The 19,968-nt window shown below is 64.6% G+C and carries 17 protein-coding genes and 2 pseudogenes; 11 read left to right on the top strand and 8 right to left on the bottom strand.

Going from position 1 to position 19,968, the window contains the following annotated elements:
• Nucleotides 1–165: 165 nt before the first annotated feature.
• The 6 genes from F1735_RS01060 to F1735_RS01035 all read left to right on the top strand — a co-directional run bounded on the left by F1735_RS01060 (nt 166) and on the right by F1735_RS01035 (nt 7,440).
• A complete protein-coding gene (locus F1735_RS01060; RefSeq protein WP_167235192.1) occupies nt 166–3,624 on the top strand; it encodes a response regulator in 3,459 nt (1,152 codons plus the stop codon).
• Nucleotides 3,624–4,451, top strand: coding sequence for a CheR family methyltransferase (locus F1735_RS01055; RefSeq protein ID WP_167235191.1), 828 nt, complete (start codon nt 3,624–3,626; stop codon nt 4,449–4,451). The genes F1735_RS01060 and F1735_RS01055 overlap by 1 nt, the downstream gene beginning before the upstream one ends.
• Nucleotides 4,448–5,062, top strand: coding sequence for a chemotaxis protein CheB (locus F1735_RS01050; RefSeq protein WP_167235190.1), 615 nt, complete (start codon nt 4,448–4,450; stop codon nt 5,060–5,062). The genes F1735_RS01055 and F1735_RS01050 overlap by 4 nt, the downstream gene beginning before the upstream one ends.
• Nucleotides 5,059–6,237, top strand: coding sequence for a hybrid sensor histidine kinase/response regulator (locus tag F1735_RS01045; RefSeq protein ID WP_167235189.1), 1,179 nt, complete (start codon nt 5,059–5,061; stop codon nt 6,235–6,237). The genes F1735_RS01050 and F1735_RS01045 overlap by 4 nt, the downstream gene beginning before the upstream one ends.
• On the top strand, nt 6,234–6,836 hold the full coding sequence (locus tag F1735_RS01040; RefSeq protein WP_167235188.1) for a hypothetical protein: 603 nt from the start codon (nt 6,234–6,236) through the stop codon (nt 6,834–6,836). The genes F1735_RS01045 and F1735_RS01040 overlap by 4 nt, the downstream gene beginning before the upstream one ends.
• A gap of 79 nt (nt 6,837–6,915) precedes the next feature.
• Nucleotides 6,916–7,440: a hypothetical protein gene (locus tag F1735_RS01035; RefSeq protein WP_167235187.1), complete on the top strand. Its 525-nt coding sequence runs from the start codon at nt 6,916–6,918 to the stop codon at nt 7,438–7,440.
• A 61-nt stretch (nt 7,441–7,501) separates the two neighbouring features.
• On the opposite strand, the gene F1735_RS01030 is transcribed toward F1735_RS01035, so the two are convergent.
• On the bottom strand, nt 7,502–8,116 hold the full coding sequence (locus tag F1735_RS01030) for a TetR/AcrR family transcriptional regulator (protein WP_167235186.1): 615 nt from the start codon (nt 8,114–8,116) through the stop codon (nt 7,502–7,504).
• Between the two features lie 112 nt (nt 8,117–8,228).
• Here F1735_RS01030 and coaE point away from each other — a divergent pair.
• From coaE to F1735_RS01010, 3 genes and pseudogenes are all read left to right on the top strand, one after another.
• Nucleotides 8,229–8,834: pseudogene (gene coaE / locus F1735_RS36245) on the top strand (dephospho-CoA kinase).
• Between the two features lie 3 nt (nt 8,835–8,837).
• On the top strand, nt 8,838–9,992 hold the full coding sequence (coaD, locus tag F1735_RS01015; RefSeq protein ID WP_167235183.1) for a pantetheine-phosphate adenylyltransferase: 1,155 nt from the start codon (nt 8,838–8,840) through the stop codon (nt 9,990–9,992).
• Between the two features lie 97 nt (nt 9,993–10,089).
• A pseudogene (locus F1735_RS01010) lies at nt 10,090–10,455 on the top strand (alpha/beta fold hydrolase); the annotation flags it as partial.
• A gap of 12 nt (nt 10,456–10,467) precedes the next feature.
• Here the strand turns inward: F1735_RS01010 and F1735_RS01005 are convergent.
• The 6 genes from F1735_RS01005 to F1735_RS00980 all read right to left on the bottom strand — a co-directional run bounded on the left by F1735_RS01005 (nt 10,468) and on the right by F1735_RS00980 (nt 17,539).
• Nucleotides 10,468–11,187 (bottom strand): GNAT family N-acetyltransferase, encoded by a 720-nt coding sequence (locus F1735_RS01005; RefSeq protein WP_373888447.1) that lies wholly within the window; start codon nt 11,185–11,187, stop codon nt 10,468–10,470.
• A 93-nt stretch (nt 11,188–11,280) separates the two neighbouring features.
• Nucleotides 11,281–11,670 (bottom strand): SMI1/KNR4 family protein, encoded by a 390-nt coding sequence (locus tag F1735_RS01000; RefSeq protein WP_167235182.1) that lies wholly within the window; start codon nt 11,668–11,670, stop codon nt 11,281–11,283.
• Nucleotides 11,671–11,798: 128 nt separating this feature from the next.
• Nucleotides 11,799–14,474, bottom strand: a complete 2,676-nt coding sequence (locus F1735_RS00995) for a DNA topoisomerase III (protein WP_167235181.1) — start codon at nt 14,472–14,474, stop codon at nt 11,799–11,801.
• 282 nt (nt 14,475–14,756) lie between these two features.
• Nucleotides 14,757–15,221, bottom strand: coding sequence for a DUF494 family protein (locus F1735_RS00990; RefSeq protein ID WP_167235180.1), 465 nt, complete (start codon nt 15,219–15,221; stop codon nt 14,757–14,759).
• 76 nt (nt 15,222–15,297) lie between these two features.
• On the bottom strand, nt 15,298–16,428 hold the full coding sequence (gene dprA / locus F1735_RS00985; protein WP_167235179.1) for a DNA-processing protein DprA: 1,131 nt from the start codon (nt 16,426–16,428) through the stop codon (nt 15,298–15,300).
• A 7-nt stretch (nt 16,429–16,435) separates the two neighbouring features.
• Nucleotides 16,436–17,539, bottom strand: coding sequence for a LysM peptidoglycan-binding domain-containing protein (locus F1735_RS00980; protein ID WP_167235178.1), 1,104 nt, complete (start codon nt 17,537–17,539; stop codon nt 16,436–16,438).
• A gap of 283 nt (nt 17,540–17,822) precedes the next feature.
• Here F1735_RS00980 and def point away from each other — a divergent pair, with 283 nt between their 5' ends.
• Both def and fmt read left to right on the top strand, forming a co-directional pair.
• Entirely contained in the window at nt 17,823–18,365 is a 543-nt protein-coding gene (gene def / locus F1735_RS00975; protein ID WP_167235177.1) for a peptide deformylase, read from the top strand.
• A gap of 203 nt (nt 18,366–18,568) precedes the next feature.
• Nucleotides 18,569–19,525 carry a methionyl-tRNA formyltransferase gene (gene fmt, locus F1735_RS00970; RefSeq protein WP_167235176.1) on the top strand — a complete coding sequence of 319 codons (957 nt, stop codon included), beginning with the start codon at nt 18,569–18,571 and terminating at the stop codon, nt 19,523–19,525.
• Nucleotides 19,526–19,545: 20 nt separating this feature from the next.
• Here fmt and F1735_RS00965 read toward each other — a convergent pair whose 3' ends face one another.
• Nucleotides 19,546–19,785 carry a BrnA antitoxin family protein gene (locus tag F1735_RS00965; protein ID WP_167235175.1) on the bottom strand — a complete coding sequence of 80 codons (240 nt, stop codon included), beginning with the start codon at nt 19,783–19,785 and terminating at the stop codon, nt 19,546–19,548.
• Between the last annotated feature and the right edge of the window lie 183 nt (nt 19,786–19,968).

Raw genomic sequence — 19,968 nt, 5'->3', positions numbered from 1 at the left:
GGCATGCGACGAAGTGAGGCACAGAGCTGATGCCAAACCAGTGGACTAAGGAACATCGTGCCTGAACGGCGCCAGCCACCTGACACAGGTACAAGGTCCACCCCGAATCTTGCGCGACAAATATTTCTTTTCGTATAAACTTCCACCTTTTCCGTGGAAGCTAGCATGCCCAGCGCAAAAACGATCGACCAGACCAGCTTTCGCCGTATCCTCGCCCGCAACGTCGCGTTGCCGCTGGCGATAGGCGTCGGCAGTGCGCTCATTTTTGTCGCCGTCATTTCTTACCTGCTGTCGGTCCTGAGCATGGTGGAACACACCGAGAGGGTGATCGGGCACGCCAACGAGGCGGCCAAGCTGTCGGTCGACCAGGAATCGGGCTTGCGCGGCTATTTGCTGAGCAACGACGAAACCTTCCTCGCCCCGTACACGCTGTCGAAAGGCAAAGCCGCCGCCACCATGGAAGCGCTGACCAAGCTGGTGTCGGACAATCCGCCCCAGGTCGCGCGCCTGCGCCAGATTGCGGCCATGCAAGAGCAGTGGGAGCTCTACGCCAACAATGCGATCGCCCTGCGGCGCGCCAACAGCGACGTCATTACGCTGGTGCGCAGCGGGCGCGGCAAGGTCGCCTTCGACGAAATCCGCACCACCTTCAACGAGTTCCTGGCGGTCGAACAGCGCCTGCTCAAGCAGCGTAGCGACAGCGCCCAGAGCGTCACCCGCTGGGGCGTGGCCCTGTACCTGCTGGCCAGCCTCCTTCTGTCGGGCCTGCTTGCCTACTTCGGCCGGCGCGAGCTGATGCGCCTGTCGGAGGTGTTCGGCGACGCCATCGACCAGCACCGCACCCACGGCGAAGCGCTGGAACGCCAGGCCTGGCAGCGCAGCGGGCAAACCCAGCTGGCCGAACGCAGCATCGGCCACAACAGCCTGCCGAGCCTCGGGCGCGCCGCGCTCGATTGCATGTCGGAATACACCGGCGCGGCCGTGGCCGCCCTGTACGCGCGCGAGGAAGACGGCAGCCTGCGCCGCATCGCCGGATACGGCATGAGCCGCGAAGAACTCGAGCGCGACGTGCGCTACAACGGCGCCGACACCCTGGTCGGCCAGACCTTGCTGTCCAGGCGCCCGATCGTGATGGGCACGCTGCCCGACCATTACCTGAAGGTCACCTCCGGCATCGGCAGCGGCAGCCCGCGCCACCTGGTCCTGATCCCGCTCGATAACGAGGGCGCGCCCAATGGCGTGGCCGAATTCGGCTTTCTCAACGAGCCGCGCAAGCGCGACCTGGAGTTCCTGGAACTGGTCGCGCCGAACATCGGCCGCGCCATCGAAGCGGCGCTGGCGCGCCGCCGCCTGCACGACGCGCTGGCCGAAACCCAGCAGCTCAACGAAGAACTCCAGGTGCAACAGGAGGAACTGCGCACCGCCAACGAGGAACTCGAAGAGCAGTCGCGCGTGCTGGAAGAATCCCAGACCATCCTCGAAAACCAGAAGGCCGAACTGGAACAGACCAACGAGCGCCTGGCCGAACAGGCCAACGCGCTCGATGAAAAGAACGGCGCCCTGGGCGTGATCCAGCACGAACTCGAAGAGCGCGCGCTCGACCTGCAGCGCGCCAGCAAATACAAGTCCGAGTTCCTGGCGAATATGTCGCACGAACTGCGCACCCCGCTCAACAGCTCCCTGATCCTGTCCAAGCTCTTGTCCGAAAACCCCAAAGGCAACCTGGAGCCGGAGCAGATCCAGTTCGCCAATACCATTTACGCGGCCGGCAACGACCTGCTCAACCTGATCAACGATATCCTCGACATCTCCAAGGTCGAAGCGGGCAAGCTCGAACTGACGCCGGAAGATATCGCCCTGACCGACCTGGCCGACGCCATGCGCCACACGTTTGCGCCGCTGGCCGGCCAGAAGCGGCTGACGTTCACGTCGCAGGTTGCGGCCGGCGCGCCGCTCACCCTGCACAGCGACGCCCAGCGCCTGCAGCAGATTCTCAGGAACCTGCTGTCGAACGCGCTCAAGTTCACCGACACCGGCGAGGTTTCGCTGACCATCGAAGCGCGTCCCGACGCCATGCTGGCCTTTGTGGTGCGCGACTCGGGCATCGGCATCGCCGCCGACCAGCACGCGATCATCTTCGAAGCCTTCCGCCAGGCCGACGGCACCACCAGCCGGCGCTACGGCGGCACGGGCCTGGGCCTGTCGATCTCGCGCGACCTGGCGGCCCTGCTGGGCGGCTCGATCGTGATCGCCAGCTCGCCCGGCCAGGGCAGCACCTTCACCCTGCTGTTGCCAGGCGCGCTGCCGGCCAGCACCCCGGGCCTGCCGCAAACGGTCGCCACGACGGCGCCGCGCACCTCGCTCTCGCCAGCGGCGGAGCCAGCGCCGGCGGTGCGCGCGCCGGTGTTCGCCGACGACCGCGGCCACGCCGTGGCGGCCGGGCGCAGGGTGCTGGTGATCGAAGACGACGCCACCTTCGCCCGCATCCTGTTCGACCTGGCGCACGAGCTGCACTACCGCTGCCTGGTCGCGCACAGCGCCGCCGACGGCCTGCAGGCGGCCGACGAATTCCTGCCCGACGCCATCCTGCTCGACCTGGGCCTGCCCGACGGCTCCGGCCTGGACGTGCTGCAAAAGCTCAAGGACAATCCGCGCGCGCGCCACATCCCGGTGCATATCGTCTCGGCCAACGACCGCGCCGAAGCGGCCATGCAGCTGGGCGCGATCGGCTACGTGATCAAGCCGGCCACGCGCGACCGCCTGAAACAGGTGTTCCAGACGCTGGAAGGGAAATTTACGCAGAAGATGAAGCGCGTGCTGCTGGTCGAGGACGACGAGCGCCAGCGCGAGAGCGTGGTACACCTGATCGACGACGCCGATGTCGAGATCACCGCCGTGGCCACCGGCGAAGAAGCGCTGGCGCTGCTGCGCGCGTCGGTCTACGACTGCATGATCATCGACCTGAAGCTGCCCGACATGCAGGGCCATGACCTGCTGCGCAAGATGGCGGCCGAAGAAATCGTCTCTTTCCCGCCGGTGATCGTCTACACGGGGCGCAACCTGACGCGCGCCGAAGAAGCGGAACTCCTTAAATATTCGCGTTCGATCATCATCAAGGGTGCGCGTTCGCCCGAGCGCCTGCTCGACGAAGTCACGCTGTTCCTGCACAAGGTCGAATCGCAAATGTCGGTCGAGCGCCAGAGCATGCTGAAAACCGTGCGCAGCCGCGACCGCGTGTTCGACGGCCGCCGCATCCTGCTGGTGGACGATGACGTGCGCAACATCTTCTCGCTCACCAGCGCGCTGGAACAGAAAGGCATCATCGTCGACGTCGGCCGCAACGGCTTCGAAGCGCTCGAACGGCTCGACCAGATTGCCGACATCGACCTGGTGCTGATGGACGTGATGATGCCGGGCATGGACGGCCTGGAAGCGACCCGCCGCCTGCGCGCCGACCCGCGCTTTGCCAAGCTGCCGGTGATCGCCATCACCGCCAAGGCCATGAAGGACGACCAGGAACAGTGCATGAAGGCCGGCGCCTCCGACTACCTGGCCAAGCCGATCGACCTTGACCGCCTGTACTCGCTGTTGCGGGTCTGGCTGCCGAGCATGGAGCGACTCTGATGAATGCACCGGACAGCATCACCATCGAGCTGCGCCTGCTGATGGAAGCGATTTACCTGAAGTACAGCTACGACTTCCGCGACTACTCGGGCGCCTCGCAAAAGCGCCGCGTGCATCATGCGCTGCACCAGATGGACTGCGCCAGCATCTCGGAACTGCAGTCGCGCGTGCTGCACGATCCGGACGCCTTCATGCAGCTGTTGCAGTACCTGACCATTCCGACCAGCGAGATGTTCCGCGACCCGTCGTACTTCCAGGCCCTGCGCGAGCATGTGGTGCCGCATCTGCGCACCTATGCCTCGCTGAAGGTCTGGATCGCCGGTTGCAGCACCGGCGAAGAAATCTATTCGATGGCGATCTTGCTCAAGGAAGAAGGACTGCTGGAGCGCTCCATCATCTACGCCACCGACATCAACCCGCATTCGCTCGAACGGGCGCGCAAGGGCGTGTTCGCGCTTGAGCGCATGCGCGCCTACACCGCCAGCTACCAGATGGCCGGCGGGCGCGCGGCGTTTTCCGATTACTACACGGCCGCCTACGACGGGGCCCTGTTCGACCGTAGCCTGGTGGAAAACGTCATCTTCGCCGACCATAGCCTGGCGACCGACAGCGTGTTCTCCGAAACCCATTTGATCAGCTGCCGCAACGTGATGATTTACTTTAACCGCAAGCTGCAGGATCGCGCCCTGGGCCTGTTCCACGAATCCCTGTGTCACCGCGGCTTCCTGGGCCTGGGCAGCAAGGAGAGCCTCGACTTCTCGTCGCACGCCGATGCGTTCGAACCGCTGGTCAAGGCCGAGCGGGTATTCCGCAAGGTGGCGCCATGAGCGCCATCCATGCGAATGTCAACGCAGGGCTGCTGGCCGGGCGCACCATCGACGCGGTGGTGATCGGCGCGTCGGCCGGCGGCATTGACGCCCTGCTGCGCATTCTGCCGGCGCTGCCGAAACACTTCGGCTTTTCGGTGACGGTGGTGCTGCACCTGCCGGACGACCGCGACAGCCGCCTGGCCGAAGTCTTCCAGCAGCGCCTGGCGATGCCGGTGCGCCAGGCCGACGACAAGATGGGCGTGGCGCCGGGCACCGTCTATTTCGCCCCGCCCGGCTACCACCTGTCGGTCGAACGCGACTTCAGTTTTTCGCTGAGCCAGGAAGACCCTGTACACTTCTCGCGCCCTGCGATCGACATCCTGATGGAGTCGGCCGCCGACGCCTGGGGCAAGCGCCTGGCCGGCATTTTGCTCACCGGCGCCAGCGCCGACGGCGCCGCCGGCATGGCGCGCATTGCCGCCTGCGGCGGCCTGACCGTGGTGCAGGACCCTGAAGACGCCGAAATCGCCACCATGCCCCTGGCCGCGATCCGGCTGCGCGCCCCCGACGCCGTACTGCCCGTACACGCGATCGGCGCGCTGATGATTGCGATGATGGAGAACCAATGAAGAGCGACCAACAAAAAATCAAGCTCCTGATCGTCGACGACCTGCCCGAGAACCTGCTCGCGCTGAGCAAGATCATCGAACAGGACGACCGCATCGTCTACCAGGCCAATTCGGGCGAGGCGGCGCTGTCGCTGCTGCTCGAACACGACTTCGCGCTGGCCATCCTCGACGTCATGATGCCGGGGATGGACGGCATCGAACTGGCGGAACTGATGCGCGGCACCGAACGCACGCGCAACGTGCCGATCGTGTTCGTCAGCGCAGCCGGGCGCGAACTCAATTACGCCTTCAAGGGATATGAAACGGGCGCCGTCGACTTCCTCTACAAGCCGCTCGACATCGCGGCCGTCAAGAGCAAGGTCAACGTGTTCGTGGCCCTGTGCCAGCAGCGCAACGAGGTCAAGCGCCAGGTGGCCGAACTGGAAGAGGGCCGGCGCGAGCTGCGCGCCACCCAGGTCGAACTGGAACGGGCGGTGAAGATGCGCGACGACTTCATGTCGATGGTCGCGCACGAACTGCGCACGCCGCTCAACACCCTGTTTTTGGAGACGCAATTGCGCGGCATGCAGCTCGACAAGGGCAACATGGCCGCCTTCAGCGAAGATAACATGCGCAAGATGGTGGCGCGCGACGGGCGCCAGATCCAGAGCATGATCCGCCTGATCAACGACATGGTGGATGTCTCGCGCATCCGCAGCGGCAAGCTGTCGATCCGCCCGGCCGAAACCGAGCTCTCGGCGCTGCTGGCGCGCATCGTCAGCGACCTGTCGCAGCGCACCGAGGCCGCCGGCGGCACCATCGAACTGCATGCGCCGGAACCGGTGGCGGGCGTGTGGGATGAATTCAGGGTCGAACAGATCATCATCAACCTGCTCACCAACGCGCTGCGCTACGGCGGCAGCAAGCCGGTGAAAATCAGCCTGGAAGCACGCGACGGCATGGCGAGCATCGTGGTGCGCGACCAGGGCGTGGGCATCGCGCCGGAAGACCAGCTGCGCATCTTCGCGCCGTTCGAACGGGCCGGCACCAAGGACGTGCGCGAGGGCCTGGGACTGGGCCTGTACATCGCACGCCAGCTGGCCGAGTCGCACGACGGCTCGCTCGATGTCGACAGCGCGCCGAACCAGGGCGCAGCGTTCCGCCTGGCCTTGCCGCTGGCCGGATCGCACGCATGATGGTGCCGGCCCCGTACCACGGCCTGTGGCGGCGCGAAGGCATCTGGCGCACCGACGGCAGCAGCGACACCAGCACGCTGGTGCTGTGGTTCCAGTCGGCGCGCTGGCACATCGACTCGCGTGGTTTTGCCGGCAACACCGTGGTCGACGGCGCGCGCTGCGAGTGGCGCCCCGAGATCGCCTCCCCCGCCCTCGGCCCCGGGGTCGATGCGGGCATCATGCGCTTCACCGATGCCGATACGGTGGAAGAAACCGGCATCGACGGCAGCTACCGCGAACTGTGGCGACGCATCGATGCCGGTCCGGTGCGCGCGCTGCGCCTGGAAGACGATCGCGGCGCCCAGGCCTGGCTGATGACAGGAATGGACTGGCTGGCGCTGGCGCACGGCAGCCCCGATGCGCGTCGCCAGGGCGCGCACGCCAGCGAATTTGTCTTCGCCAGGGGGGCGGGCGATGCCTGGGTGGTGGCTGCCGCCAACCTTGCGCAGCACGCGGGCCGCACCATCGCGTGGCCCGCGCGATCGTGGCGTACCGGCGAGCAGGTGGTCTTGCCGCTGGCCGCGGCGCGCCCCTGGCGGATAAGCCAGCTCGAACCTTGAGCCGGCCCATGTGCCTCCATGTATAATTGACATTAACTTTTTGTCAAACTTGTACCATATTCACTATGAGGCTCATCTGATGTCTACTGCATTTTTTGGCGTAATGATCGGCGCGGCAGCCGTGGCATGGTATCAATACAATAAGACCAAACGCAGCGCGGCAGCAGCGCCGGCGGGGACGGCAGCCCCGGCGTCCCCCGCCTCGGCCGGCTTCGCCGCTGCGCTGGCGACTGCAAAAGCGGTGTATGCAGCCGACGAGGGACGCGAACCGATTCGCCAAACCGACTACCTGAAGTTACTCGAACTGTTCGAGTCGCTGCTGGGATTGACGACCACGGTGCCGCACGCCCTCGATACCGATTTGCGCCGCAATCTGCCCGGCACTGGCATGGACGGCATCGATGCAAGCGTCGATCTGCGCGGCCGCATCGGCCAGGCGCGCCGTTTCCTGGACACGCATCCCGCAACGGCAGCCATGGGCGCCGGCGTCTTGCAGAACATCGATGCCGGCCTGGGCATCGTCCCGGCGGGAGCGCCGCTCGAGGCGCTCAAGAGCGCCTCACTGCCGCTGCTGGCATCGATCGGTGCGAAAAACATTCGCTAGAAGTCCGCGCGGCTGAAGCAATGGAGGCGAAACGGGTGGCCGGCGACGCACCCGGCCAGGCTCATGCCGCCTCCGATGGCTCGGCATCGATAAACCGGCGCACCATGCCGGTCGCCAGCGGCGCCGCATACCCCATCGGCATGCACGCCGGCGCGGCGCTGGCCAGCTGGAAGCTCCCTTCCATCATGGCCAGCAAGGCGGCCGCCAGCGCCGCGACGTTGGCCGTGGTCTTGCCGTGCGCGGCCAGGCTGGCCGACAGCAATTCCCGCGCCAGCATCGACTCCGCCGCCAGCGCCTGCTGGTAAGCCAGGCGCACCTCGGGCTGGCGCACCGCTTCCGCGCCGATCACCACCCACGCCGCCACGGCGCTGGCGTCGGCCCCTTCGCCCAGTCCGAGGCGCGCCTCGATGTAGGCGCGCAGGCGCGCATCGGCGTCTCCGGCGTCCTGCGCAAAAACCAGGTAGCGCGCGTGCGCGGCCGCCGCCAGCGCGTTTACCAGCGCCAGCAGGATCTCGCCTTTGCTGTGAAAATGGTAATGCAGCAGGCCGGGCGTGAGGCCCGCACGGCGCGCGACCAGCTGGACGGTGGCCTTTTCGTAGCCATGTTCGGCCATCGTATCGCGCAGGGCGTGTACGATCTGCGCGCGGCGCTGCTCGGAATTGGGCTTTCTCGACATCGTTGGCGGCACTTAAATTGGTTGAACGACCAAATTATACTTGTTTTCCTCGGCCGCTTTCGCTAGCCTAGTCATATTGGGTGAGCAACCAAACAATCGAACGGAGCATACGATGAGCGTAACTCCCCCGAAGGTACTGATGCTGACCGGCGGAATCGGCAGCGGCAAGTCGACCTTCGCGCGCGCTTTCGCCGCGCTGGGCGTGCCCTGCATCGACGCCGATGCGCTGGCGCGCACGGTACATCAGGATCCGGCGCATCCTGCCACGCTGCGCATTGCGCGCGCCTTCCCGCAGGCGATGGCGGCCGATGGCAGCCTGGCGCGCGGCAGCCTGCGCAACATCTTCGCGCGCGACCCGGCCGCCAACGAGGAACTCAAACGCCTCCTGCGCCCGGCGGTGCTGGCGCTGGCCGAAGCCTGAACAGGCCGGCAGCAAACGCCGTACGTGGTGTGGGAATCGGCGCTGGCGACCGACCAGACCCTGCCCGCGGCGCGGGTGCTGGTGATCGATGCGTCCGACGACACGCGCGCCGCGCGCATCGCCCTGCGCAATCCCGGCTGGACGCCCGAACAGGTAGCCAGCATTATCGCCATGCAGCCGCCACGTGCCAACTACCTGGCGCATGCCGACGACGTGGCCGGCAACGACGGCGCCCCGGACGAGGTGCGCACCCTGACCTTGCAACTGCATCGCCGATACACCGACCTGTGGAGCTGAACCTTGAAAAAAATCGCATTCTCCGGCACGCTCGACCCGATCACCAATGGCCACCTGTGGGTGATCGGCGAAGCGCGCGAGCTGGCCGACGAAGTCGTTGTGCTGATCTCCGAAAATCCCTTAAAAAAGCCGCAGTTCGACGTCGCCTCGCGCAAGGACATTGTCGAACGCAGCGTGGCCGCGCAAGGGTGGACCAATGTCAGCGTGGTGCTGGTGCGCGGCGACTACACGGCGCGCGCAGCCAAGCGGCTGGGCATCGACTTCCTGATTCGCGGCATCCGCAACACCTCCGACTTCGATTATGAAAACCTGATCCAGCAAGCCAACGTCGATGTGCTGCACGGCGCGAAAACGCTGTTCGTGATGCCGCCGCGCGACCTGGGGTCGGTCAGTTCGAGTTTTGTGCGTGGCTTGCAGGGACCGGTCGGCTGGCACTGGACCACACGCCAGTTCATGCCGGCGCCGGCCTACGCGGCGTGGATACTGGACTGGCTGCGCAAGGACTGGGACAGCCTGTGGCCGGTCGACGACGCCAACGCCGCGGCCTGGTTCGCGCGCCTGACCGGCGAGAGCGCGTACGGCTCCGGCGCGCGGCCGTACCACAACCTCGATCACCTGGTGCACGGGCTGACCGAGATCACGGTGTGGGCGGCCAACGCCGGCGCCGGCGCGGCGCGGATGGCGGTGCTGAAAAAGGCATTCTGGTTCCACGACGCGGTGTATGGCGGCGGCAGCGGGGCCGGATCGAACGAGGAACAGAGCGCACAGCTGTGGCTCGCCTCAGGCCTGGACGGCGGTGCGGTAGCGGTTGAAGTGGCGAGCCTGATCCGCGCCACCGAGCACCTGGCGCCGCTGGCGTCGCGCCATGCGCTGCAAGACGTGATGCAGGGCGTGGACCTGGCCATCCTGGGCCAGGCCGCCGATGTCTACGACGGCTATGCGCGTTCGGTGCGGGCCGAGTACCGGCATATCGAGGAGATCGATTACCTGGCCGGGCGCGAACGCATCCTGGCGCATTTCCACGCGCAGGCTGTCGCCGGCACGCTGTATCCGGATGCGTACTTCGCGGACCTGTACAAGGAGCGCGCCCGCGATAACCTGGCGCGCGAACTGGCAATGCTGCGCGAGCGCCAGTCGTTTGCGGGCGAATCTCCCTAAGGCATAATCAGCAGCGCGCCGACGCGCGATGGCGTTGCGGGCTAAACTCGCCACTCGCCACTCGCCAAGGAAGTCTTCCGATGCCTGCCCGTTCCAGTATGTCGAATGGGTGCAGATGCTGGCCGGGATGAACCGCGGTCCGAGCAAGCAGATCGTGGCGTGGAATTCGGCGCTGATATACGACATGATCTACACGCAGCCGGTCGTGCATGAATTTCCGCTATTGAAGATGCCGACCCTGCTGCTGATCGGCGAGTATGACAATACCGCCATCGGCAAGGTCCTGGCCCCACCGGAACTGCGCCCAAGGCTGGGGAACTACCGGGTGCTGATGAAGCAGGCCGCGCAAAACATACCAAAGGCGACCCTGGTGTCGTTCGCGAAGCCCGGTCACGCGCCGCAGATGCAGGACCCGGACGCGTTTCATGCGGCTTTGTTGAAAGGAATGGCCAACGCGAAGTAGCCGCCAGCCGCGCTAGCGCGTGGCCAGTACGGCCGTGGAATACGGCGCCAGCACGCGCCATCCCAGGGCCAGGTAGAGCGAGCGTCCCGCCTCGGTTGCGACCAGCAGGCGCTCGGACACGCCGCCCTGTTGCGCCAGCGCGTCCAGCGCCGCCATCAATGCACTGCCGAGGCCTTGGCGTTGATGCGGGGCGAAGGTTTCGATGCGGTCGAACACCGCGGTTGTGCCATGCACCACCACGCGCCCGATCGCGGCCGTCTGCCCCGCCGCATCCACCACGCGGATCACGCAGGCGCCGTGTTCCTTACCGATGCTGGCTTGGTAGCCCGCAGGTAGCGCGCCAGGGGCGCGCATCGCCGTTCGATGCGCCATGAGATAGCGCGCAGCTTCGATCTGCCAGTGCGCGGGAAGCGCAAGCCGCAGCCGGTCGGGATCGACCGCAGCTTTCAGGTAAACGCAGGGCGCGTGGATCTGCGCTGCGCATTCGCGCAGTGCGCACCCGGCGTCGACGAAGACATGACGGCGCAGTTGATCGGGCCATCCGACATCGACCACCAAGCCACCGCCGTGATGCCGTGGCGGCGGCAGTCCGCGCGCCAGGCTCCATCCGGTTAGCCAGCGCTCGAGAAGGCGCAGATCAAGCGCCATTGCACGCTTCCCGGTCAGGGGGGGGTACACGTCGACGCAGAACAGGTCAAGCTCTTCCAACAGCGCGTGTGCGTGATTGTTCACGATGCGTGGTGGGTCGGATGATCGATTGGCTTATTGTATTCGACGTCGTATCCGCCAAGATCGATGCCACGTCGTCACAGCGATCACTACAGATCAGTCAACGCGCAAGCCGCATCCGCCGGCCACCCACGACGGCAAAGACGAACCGACTGGCTCCATGTCGTCGGGATCCATGCTTCCCATATCGACCAGGCATACCTCGCCAGAGGCCAATGCCAGCACGAGCGCTCGTCCCCCGCTGTCGTCGCCAATGGCAAGATAGCCTGGCGCGTATTGTTCGATTTCAATGGTCTCATTGCGTTCGAATAATTCTTCGACCGGATACACCACCAGGCCATTGTCGAACCGCATACCGTTCGCACACGCAAGCAGCTCCCGATACGCATCGGGCAAGCGCATGCCCAGTTGCGCTTCGACCTGCTCGATCGCCGTCCGGGCGGCGGGCGGATTGATGTGGCGAGCGCTCAGGCGATCGATGTTCATGGCAGTTCCTGCAATGGGGCCCCGGTGCGGAAAATGCAAACGGGCCCTGCTGCAAAAGCCGCGATGCGGTTTCTACAGCAGGGCCCGTGTCCGAATGTCAGACCTGACACCGGGTGGGGTGCGGCGGATTATTCTTCCGCGACCACTTTCTTGACGGCGGCTTTTTTGGCCGCCGGTTTTTTGGCGGCCGCCTTCTTGGCAGGCGCTTTTTTTGCCGCCGCCTTCTTGGCCGGCGCGGCTTTTTTCGCCGTGGCCGGCGCCGCTTCGTCGCCACCTTCCGGGTCGGCTACCGCCGCAGCCTTGCCTTTGGCCGGCGCTTTGGCCTTGCGTTCCTCGAACTCGAAGCTGATCTTGCCATCCTTGCCCTTGACCAAAAACGCCTTGAACGGACGCCGCGTGCGCTGCGACACAAAACCCGGCATCAGATCGGTCTTGCCGTCGTTGAGCAGCTTGACCATTTGTTCCGGCAAAATTTCTTGCTGCAAGATGATGCGGCCGCTGCGGAAGTCGCAAGTCTTCGGCTTGGCCACGCTGTGCTCGCACACATACGCCAGGCCCATCTCGAACACGCCGCCGGCGCATTTCGGGCACGGTCCGAGCGCGGTCTGGCCGGTGAAGTCGACGCCTTCGCCATCTTCGCCACCGTCATCGTTCTGGCCGAAATCAAATTCAAGCTTGCAATTTTTGATGTCTTCATCGCGCACGATGCGCAAAATGGCGGCAAACGGACGCCCCATTTTCGAGCGGAATCCCTGCATCGGGCCGATCGTGCGTTTTTCCAGCAACTCTTCAACTTCGGCAATCTCGAACTGGCGGCTGCCAGGCGTCTTGCTCATGTTGAATTCGCATTTGGTGCAGGCGAAACGACGGTAGTTTTCCTTGACCACGCCGCCGCAGTTCGGGCACGGCGTGTGCAGGGTCGCGTAGTCACCCGGAATCGTATCGTTGTTGTATTCCTTGGCGCGCTTGACGATGATTTGCGTCATCTGGGCAATTTCACGCATGAACTCGTCACGCGAAATCTTGCCCTTCTCCATTTGCGACAGCTTGTATTCCCATTCGCCGGTCAGTTCGGGCGCGGTCAGCTCGTTCACGCCGAGGCCGCGCAACAAGGTCATCAGCTGGGATGCCTTGGCCGTCGGAATCAGTTCTCGCCCTTCGCGCAACAGGTAGCGCTCGCCCAGCAAGCCTTCGATAATGGCCGCGCGCGTCGCTGGCGTGCCCAGGCCCTTGCCGGCCATGGCGTCGCGCAGTTCGTCGTCGTCGATCAGCTTGCCGGCGCCTTCCATGGCCGACAGCAAGGTCGCTTCCGAGTAGCGCGCGGGCGGCTTGGTGACCAGGGCATTCGGGCTGACTTTTTCGGTCTGCACTTTTTCGCCCTTGGCTACCGGCACCAGGTTGCCGCCGGTGTTGTCGTCCTTGTCGCTGTCGGTCGAGGCTTCCTTGCCGTAGATCGCCAGCCAGCCCGGATTGGTCATGACCTTGCCTTCAGTTTTGAACTGGTGGCCGGACACTTCGGTAAAGCGGGTGGTGACCTGGAATTCGGCAGGCGGGAAGAACACGGCCATGAAGCGGCGCGTCACCAGGTCGTACAGTTTCTGTTCCGGCTCCGATAAATTCTTCGGCGCCAGGGTGGTCGGAATGATCGCGAAGTGATCCGAGATCTTGGTGTTGTCGAAAATGCGCTTGTTCGGCTTGACCCAGCCCTTGTCGCTGATCTGCTTGGCGAACTGGTGATAGTTATTGTTCTCCGCCAGGCTCACCATGGTGTCCTTGACGGTGTTGATGTAGTCTTCCGGCAGATGGCGCGAGTCGGTACGCGGGTAGGTCAATACCTTGTGCTTTTCGTACAGCGCCTGGGCCAGTCCGAGCGTGTTCTTGGCCGAAAAGCCGAACCGGCCGTTCGCTTCGCGCTGCAGGCTGGTCAGGTCGAACAAGGCCGGCGCCATCGAGGTGGTCGGCTTCGATTCTTCCGTTACATTGCCCTGGCGGCCCTTGCAGGCCATCGCGATGCTGTCGGCGGCCGCGCGGCTCCACAGGCGCTCGGAGCGCTTCTCGGGGTCGTTCTCGTCCTTCTTGAAGGCCTGGTCGAGCCAGCGCCCTTCGTAGATACCGGCGGCGCACACGAACTCGGCGCGCACTTCCCAGTAGTCGCGCGAGATGAATTTCTTGATCTTGTCTTCGCGCTCGACCACGATCGACAGGGTCGGCGTTTGCACCCGGCCCACGGTGGTCAGGTAAAAGCCGCCTTCCTTCGAGTTGAAGGCGGTCATGGCGCGGGTGCCGTTGATGCCGATCAGCCAGTCCGCTTCGGAGCGGCAGCGCGCGGCGTCGGCCAGCGGCAGCATTTCTTCATCGCTGCGCAGTTGCGTGAAGCCGTCGCGGATCGCGCCCGGCGTCATCGATTGCAGCCACAGGCGCTTGATCGGCTGCTTGGCCTTGGCGTTTTGCGCGATCAGGCGGAAAATCAGCTCGCCTTCGCGCCCGGCATCGCATGCGTTGATGAGTTGGGTGACATCCTTGCGCTTGATCAGCTTGTTCAAGACCTTGAGGCGGGCCTCGGTCTTGGCGATCGGGTTGAGCGCGAAATACGGCGGAATCATGGGCAGGTGGGCAAAGCTCCACTTGCCGCGCTTGACGTCGTGCTCTTCCGGCACCGCGATTTCCAGCAGGTGGCCGACGGCCGACGACAGGACGTACTCGTCCGATTCGAAGTACTCATCGTGCTTGGTGAAGCCGCCCAGCGTCTTGGCGATATCGTTCGCGACGGAGGGCTTCTCGGCGATGATGAGGGTTTTGGTCATAGGTTTTCTCGTCGTACTATATTAAGTGGTTCGGCCCGCGCATCATACATGCTTGGCCGCAGCAGGCGGGATTTTGCCGTCCCTGATATCGAAATTGTAACAACCCGATAGAGCGGCCAATGATAAGCGGGTTGCCGGGAAATCCGCAAGTAGCCACTGCATGCCAAAAGCCAGAATCGTGCCGGCAGCGGGGGAAAGCGTTGCTTGGAAGGGAAAACGGGACGCCGCCGGCGCGGGCCGGACGGCGCGGCCGAACGGCGCGGCCGAACGGCGCGGCCGGACTCAATGCAGCAAGCGCGGGGCCTGCTCGTCGTCGGAGCCGAACAGGTCGTCGAACATCAGCGCGTCCGGTTCCTTCCCCTGGCTCCACAACAGCATCAACACGATGATCTTGAGCTTGCCGAGGCCCACCGGCGACTCTTCCAGCGCCAGCGCGCGTTCGATCACGATTTCGCGCTGCACGGGGCTGAGCACGCCCGCGCTTTCGAGGAACTGGATGAAGCCGACCGCCGAACTGCCCAGGGCGTCGTATTCGCGCTGCACGTAAAAGCGCGTGCCGCTCGAGGTGAACGCCAGGGTCGCTTCGGCGCCCGCCATTTCGGTCAGGTCGGTCAGCCACACGAGCGCTTCCGAGATCTCGACATCGTCGAAACCGACAGCAGACAGCTTACGCGCCAACGCGGCCGGCTCGGGGCAGGCATCGGGGCGGTAGTACGTCTCGTAAAGGTAGACCAGGATATCGAACATGGCTCTACTCTATCAGTTAAGTTCGTTAAAACACAAGCCCGTCCGTGCGCCTCTTGCGCCCCGCAGAGCCGATTTTTTAGCGCTTTACACGCTGGAACAATCCGCCCGGCAATCGTTCGAGATGACCGGCAAGTTCCAGCGCCAGCAAGCGGCCCGCCAGCGCCGCCGGATCGCTGCCGACCAGCGCGCCGAGCGCATCGGCGCCGACCGGATCGTAGCCGAGCGCGTCGAGCAGCGCGCGCTGCGCGGCGGGCAAGGATGCGCTGCTGTCGGCTTGACGCGCCAGGGTGGCCAGCGGCGCCACGCGCAGCGGGATCAGGATGTCGTCGACGCAGTCGACCAGGGTGGCGCCCTCGCGGATCAGGCTGTGGCAGCCTTTTGAGAGCGGCGCATGGATCGAGCCGGGAATGGCGAACACGTCGCGGCCCTGATCGAGCGCCAGCCTGGCCGTGATCAGCGAACCGGAGTTGGCGGCCGCCTCGACCACCAGCACGGCGCAGCACATGCCGCTGATCAGGCGGTTCCGGCGCGGGAAGTTGGCGGGCGTCGGCCCGCTGCCGAGCGGGTACTCACTGACCACGCAGCCCTCTTGCGCAATGCGGCGCGCCAGCGCTTCGTTGCGGCTCGGATAGATGCGGTCGGCGCCGGTGCCGGTCACGGCCACGGTCGAGCCCGGACCGCGCAAGCCGCCCTCATGCGCGCTAGCATCGATCCCGAGCGCCAGGCCGGACACGATGGTCAGGCCGGCCGCGCTCAGCGCGCTGGCGAAGGCGCGCGCATTGGCCGCGCCCTGCCCGGTCGCATTGCGGCTGCCGACGATGGCCACGGCCGGCGCCGACAACAACGCGACCCGGCCGCACGCGTACAACAGCAGCGGCGGCATGGCCAGCTCGCGCAGCAGCGGCGGAAAAGCGGGGTCGTCGGGGGTGAGTAGGTGGTGGCTGGGGTCGGCCAGCCAGTCGACTACGGTGTCGAGGTAGGCGGCGCAAGCGTACGGCATCGGCTCGCACAAGGCGCGCGCGACGCTGTCGGAGACAATTGCGCGCAAGGCCAGGTGGGAAGCGCTGAAGATGGACTGCGGGGTGGAAAAGCGCGCAAGCAGGCGCTGCGCCGTCACGGCCCCCACGCCCGGTGTTTGCTCCAGGCGTACCCAGGCAGCCAGGCGCGCGGCCTGGCTGAGGGGGTTGGCGGGGTCCGTGTCTTGCACGGCGGTATTACTCCGGTGATCTGGCCACGTCGCCGATTTTCACCGGGTCGGTTACCTGCATGATCAAGCCGTACGATACACGGTTGAACACACGGAAAATGAACAAGGTGCCGGACTGCTCGTCAGGCAACTTGATCATCGTTTTCTCGGTGCCCAGGATGCCTTTTCTCGGCGCGCCCGGGTCGGCCACCGTTCTGCCCAGAGTGTACAACTGCAGCACGGTGCCGACATCGATTCCGTCAAGCTTGCCGCGGTTAACGCTCACTACCTGGTTCTGGCCGGCATGGGTCACGCCCGAATAGATGCCCATGATGCGCGCGTCGACCCGTTGATCGGGCGGGTGCGGCATGTAGTTGCGCATGACGGTCGGCGGCGCCGGAATCAACAGGTCGCCCACGCCGATTTCCTGCTTGGAACTGGCCACCACGAAGGTGTGCGCGTCGACGCCCGGCCTGGCTTCGGCGAACAGCTTGGCCGTGCCCAGGTACACCGCTTCATAGGCGAGCAGCTTGCCGGTTTCCGGATCCTTGAGCGGGGTGCCCGGACGGAATACCTGGAAGGAACTGCCGCCCTTGAGGTCGCCGCGCACATAAATCTTGTCGTCCTGGCCGAGGAAGACGTGCCCATCCTGGGCCGCGGCGATGCGCGGCGAGCCCTTCAGTTCGTCGGCTTCGACGATCAGCGGCTGCGACAGGAACGGCTCGATCACGCCGGCCGGAATGGCCTGGATCGCATCCTTGCCCAAGCCTTCGGTACGGATCTGGGGCGACAGGCGCAAGGTGCCATTGGCGCTGCCCGAGCCATCGCCGCTACCCGGACGGGACAGCGACAAGCGGTTGTTCTTGCGGTCGAAGTACACGATCTGACCCGGATAAATCCAGTGCGGATTGCGGATTTCTTCCTTGTTCAAACCCCACACCTGGGGCCAGCACCACGGGTGCTGCAAGAACTTGCCGGAAATGTCCCACAAGGTATCGCCCTTGACCACCACGTGCTGGTCAGGAGCGTTGGGCCGGAATTCGCAGGTGGCCGCTTGGGTCGGGGCTGCGAGCAGTCCCGCAAAAAGCGCCACAACCGCTACGCGGACGCCGACTGTGCTAAAATTTTTCATTGAGATGTCCGTAAAGTGCGGCATTAACACGGAATTGCTAGCTGGACACGTCACCTTGCCAGCCACAGCGCAAGAGACAGCGCGATTTAACGCTACCCTATCGACGATATCGATGATAAGGCTTGCCGAACTGGATCAAATTCTGCACATAAATCCTTGAACTAGCAAGAAAAACCATGCTCAACCCGGTTGCGGGTCTGTTGTGTTTTTGTTGTGTTTTAGAATTCTTATGCGTATGAGCACTTGAAATTATCACCGAATTGTTATCGAAATTACTAGACCTATGGCAATACTGAATATTCTCCGCTACCCAGACGCACGCCTGCACAAGGTGGCCAAGCCGGTCACCGAATTCGGCGAGCGCCTCAGCAAACTGGTGGCCGACATGGCCGAGACCATGTACGACGCGCCCGGCGTGGGCCTGGCCGCGAGCCAGGTTGACGTACACGAGCAACTGATCATTGTCGATACGTCCGAGACCAAGGACGACCTGCGCGTCTTCATCAACCCGCAGATCATCTGGGCCAGTGCCGAAAAGCAAGTCTACGATGAAGGCTGCTTGTCGGTGCCGGGCATTTACGACGGTGTGGAGCGCCCTGCGCAAGTGAAGGTCAGCGCGCTCGACGCCAACGGCAAGCCGTTCGAATTCAGCGCCGATGGCTTGATGGCGGTCTGCATCCAGCACGAGATGGACCATTTGATGGGCAAGGTGTTCGTCGAATACCTGTCGCCGCTCAAGCGCAACCGGATCAAGGCCAAGATGCTCAAGGAAGAGCGCGGGATCGAACGCGAAGCGGCGTTGCGGGCGGCGGGTCGCCGGCACTAAAGGCGGGCGGCCAGCCGTCGCCGTCCTCGTCGAACCGTCGTTCCCGCGAAGGCGGGAACCCAAGTCCGTTGCCCGGTCCCCGGCTGCGCCGATCACTTGGGTTCCCGCCTGCGCGGGAACGACGGTTTTTCGCGTTGCTGCCGTGTTCTGCGCTGATGGCGGCCAGTCCGTTTGTACTTTGAACTGTTTAACCCAGGAACCCCATGAAAATCATCTTCGCCGGCACGCCGGAGTTCGCCGCCGTCGCCCTCCAGGCCCTGCATGAGGCCGGCTTCGAGATTCCGCTGGTGCTGACCCAGCCCGACCGTCCCGCCGGGCGCGGCCTGCAATTGCACGCATCAAGCGTCAAGCAATACGCCCTGGCCCACGGCATCGAGGTGCTGCAGCCGCTCTCCCTGCGCCTCGACAGCAAGGACCCCGAACGCGCCGCCCAGGCCGCCGTCGCGCACGCACGCCTGCTGGCCACCGACTACGACGTGATGGTGGTCGCCGCCTACGGCCTGATTCTCCCGCGCAGCACGCTCGACATCAAGCCCTGCATCAATATCCACGGTTCCCTGCTGCCGCGCTGGCGCGGCGCCGCGCCGATCCACCGCGCCATCGAAACGGGCGACCTGGAAACCGGCGTGACCATCATGGAGATGGAAGAAGGCCTCGACACCGGCCCCATGCTGCTGATGGAAAGGGTGGCGATTCTGCCGACCGACACCACCGCCACCCTGCACGACACCCTGGCCGCCCTGGGCGCGCGCATGATCGTCGAGGCCCTGCGCGCGCGCGCCGCCGGCGCCCTGCACCCGGTGCCGCAGCCGGCCGACGGCGTGACCTACGCCGCCAAGATCAGCAAGGAAGAAGCGGCGCTCGATTTTTCCCTGTCGTCAAACGAGCTGGCCCGCAAGATCCGCGCTTTCAACCCCTTCCCCGGCGCGCACACCGAGCTCAACGGGGTAATCATCAAGATCTGGGGCGCCGAAGCGCTGGAAGCGGGCAGCGATGCGCCGCCGGGACAGGTGCTGGCGGCCGACGCCCAGCACGGCATCATCGTCGCCTGTCGACAAGGCACCTTGCGCCTGACTGAACTGCAAAAACCCGGCGGCAAGCGCTTGCCTGCGGCCGAGTTTCTTAAGGGATTCCCTTTGGACGGACTCAGCCTGGACTGAGCCACCCTGCCGGCGCCAGCTTATTGCTGGCCTGCGTCGCGCTCGGCCTGCTGCGCTTGCATATGTTCGCGCAAGATCTGGTTGATGCGGGTCTGGTAACCCGGACCTGCGGACTTGAACCATTTCAGCATATCCACATCGAGGCGGATCGTGACGATCTGCTTGAGCGGCGCGGCGGCCGATGGGCGCGCAACGGTGCTGGCGTCACCGTTCTGCATGGATGCTGGCTCGGACCAGCTGGTTTGAAAATCATCGTTCATGTTTGTGTTCCCCGTAAAGACGCACTGCGGCGTCATCGAAGCGATTGTCGTCTTCGCATGTAACGCAAAGATTGCAGACACCTCACGTTTTGTATCGTCTTGTATCAAGTCACTATTTAAATACAAAACGATACAAAGCGAACTCATCAATTGCCCTCCGGGAAACCAAACGCGTACGATGCC

Source organism: Massilia genomosp. 1, assembly GCF_011682185.1.
GTDB lineage: Bacteria > Pseudomonadota > Gammaproteobacteria > Burkholderiales > Burkholderiaceae_D > Telluria_A > Telluria_A rubra.
The sequence above is the reverse complement of the archived record's forward strand: the minus strand, read 5'-3'. Positions and strand labels throughout refer to the sequence as shown.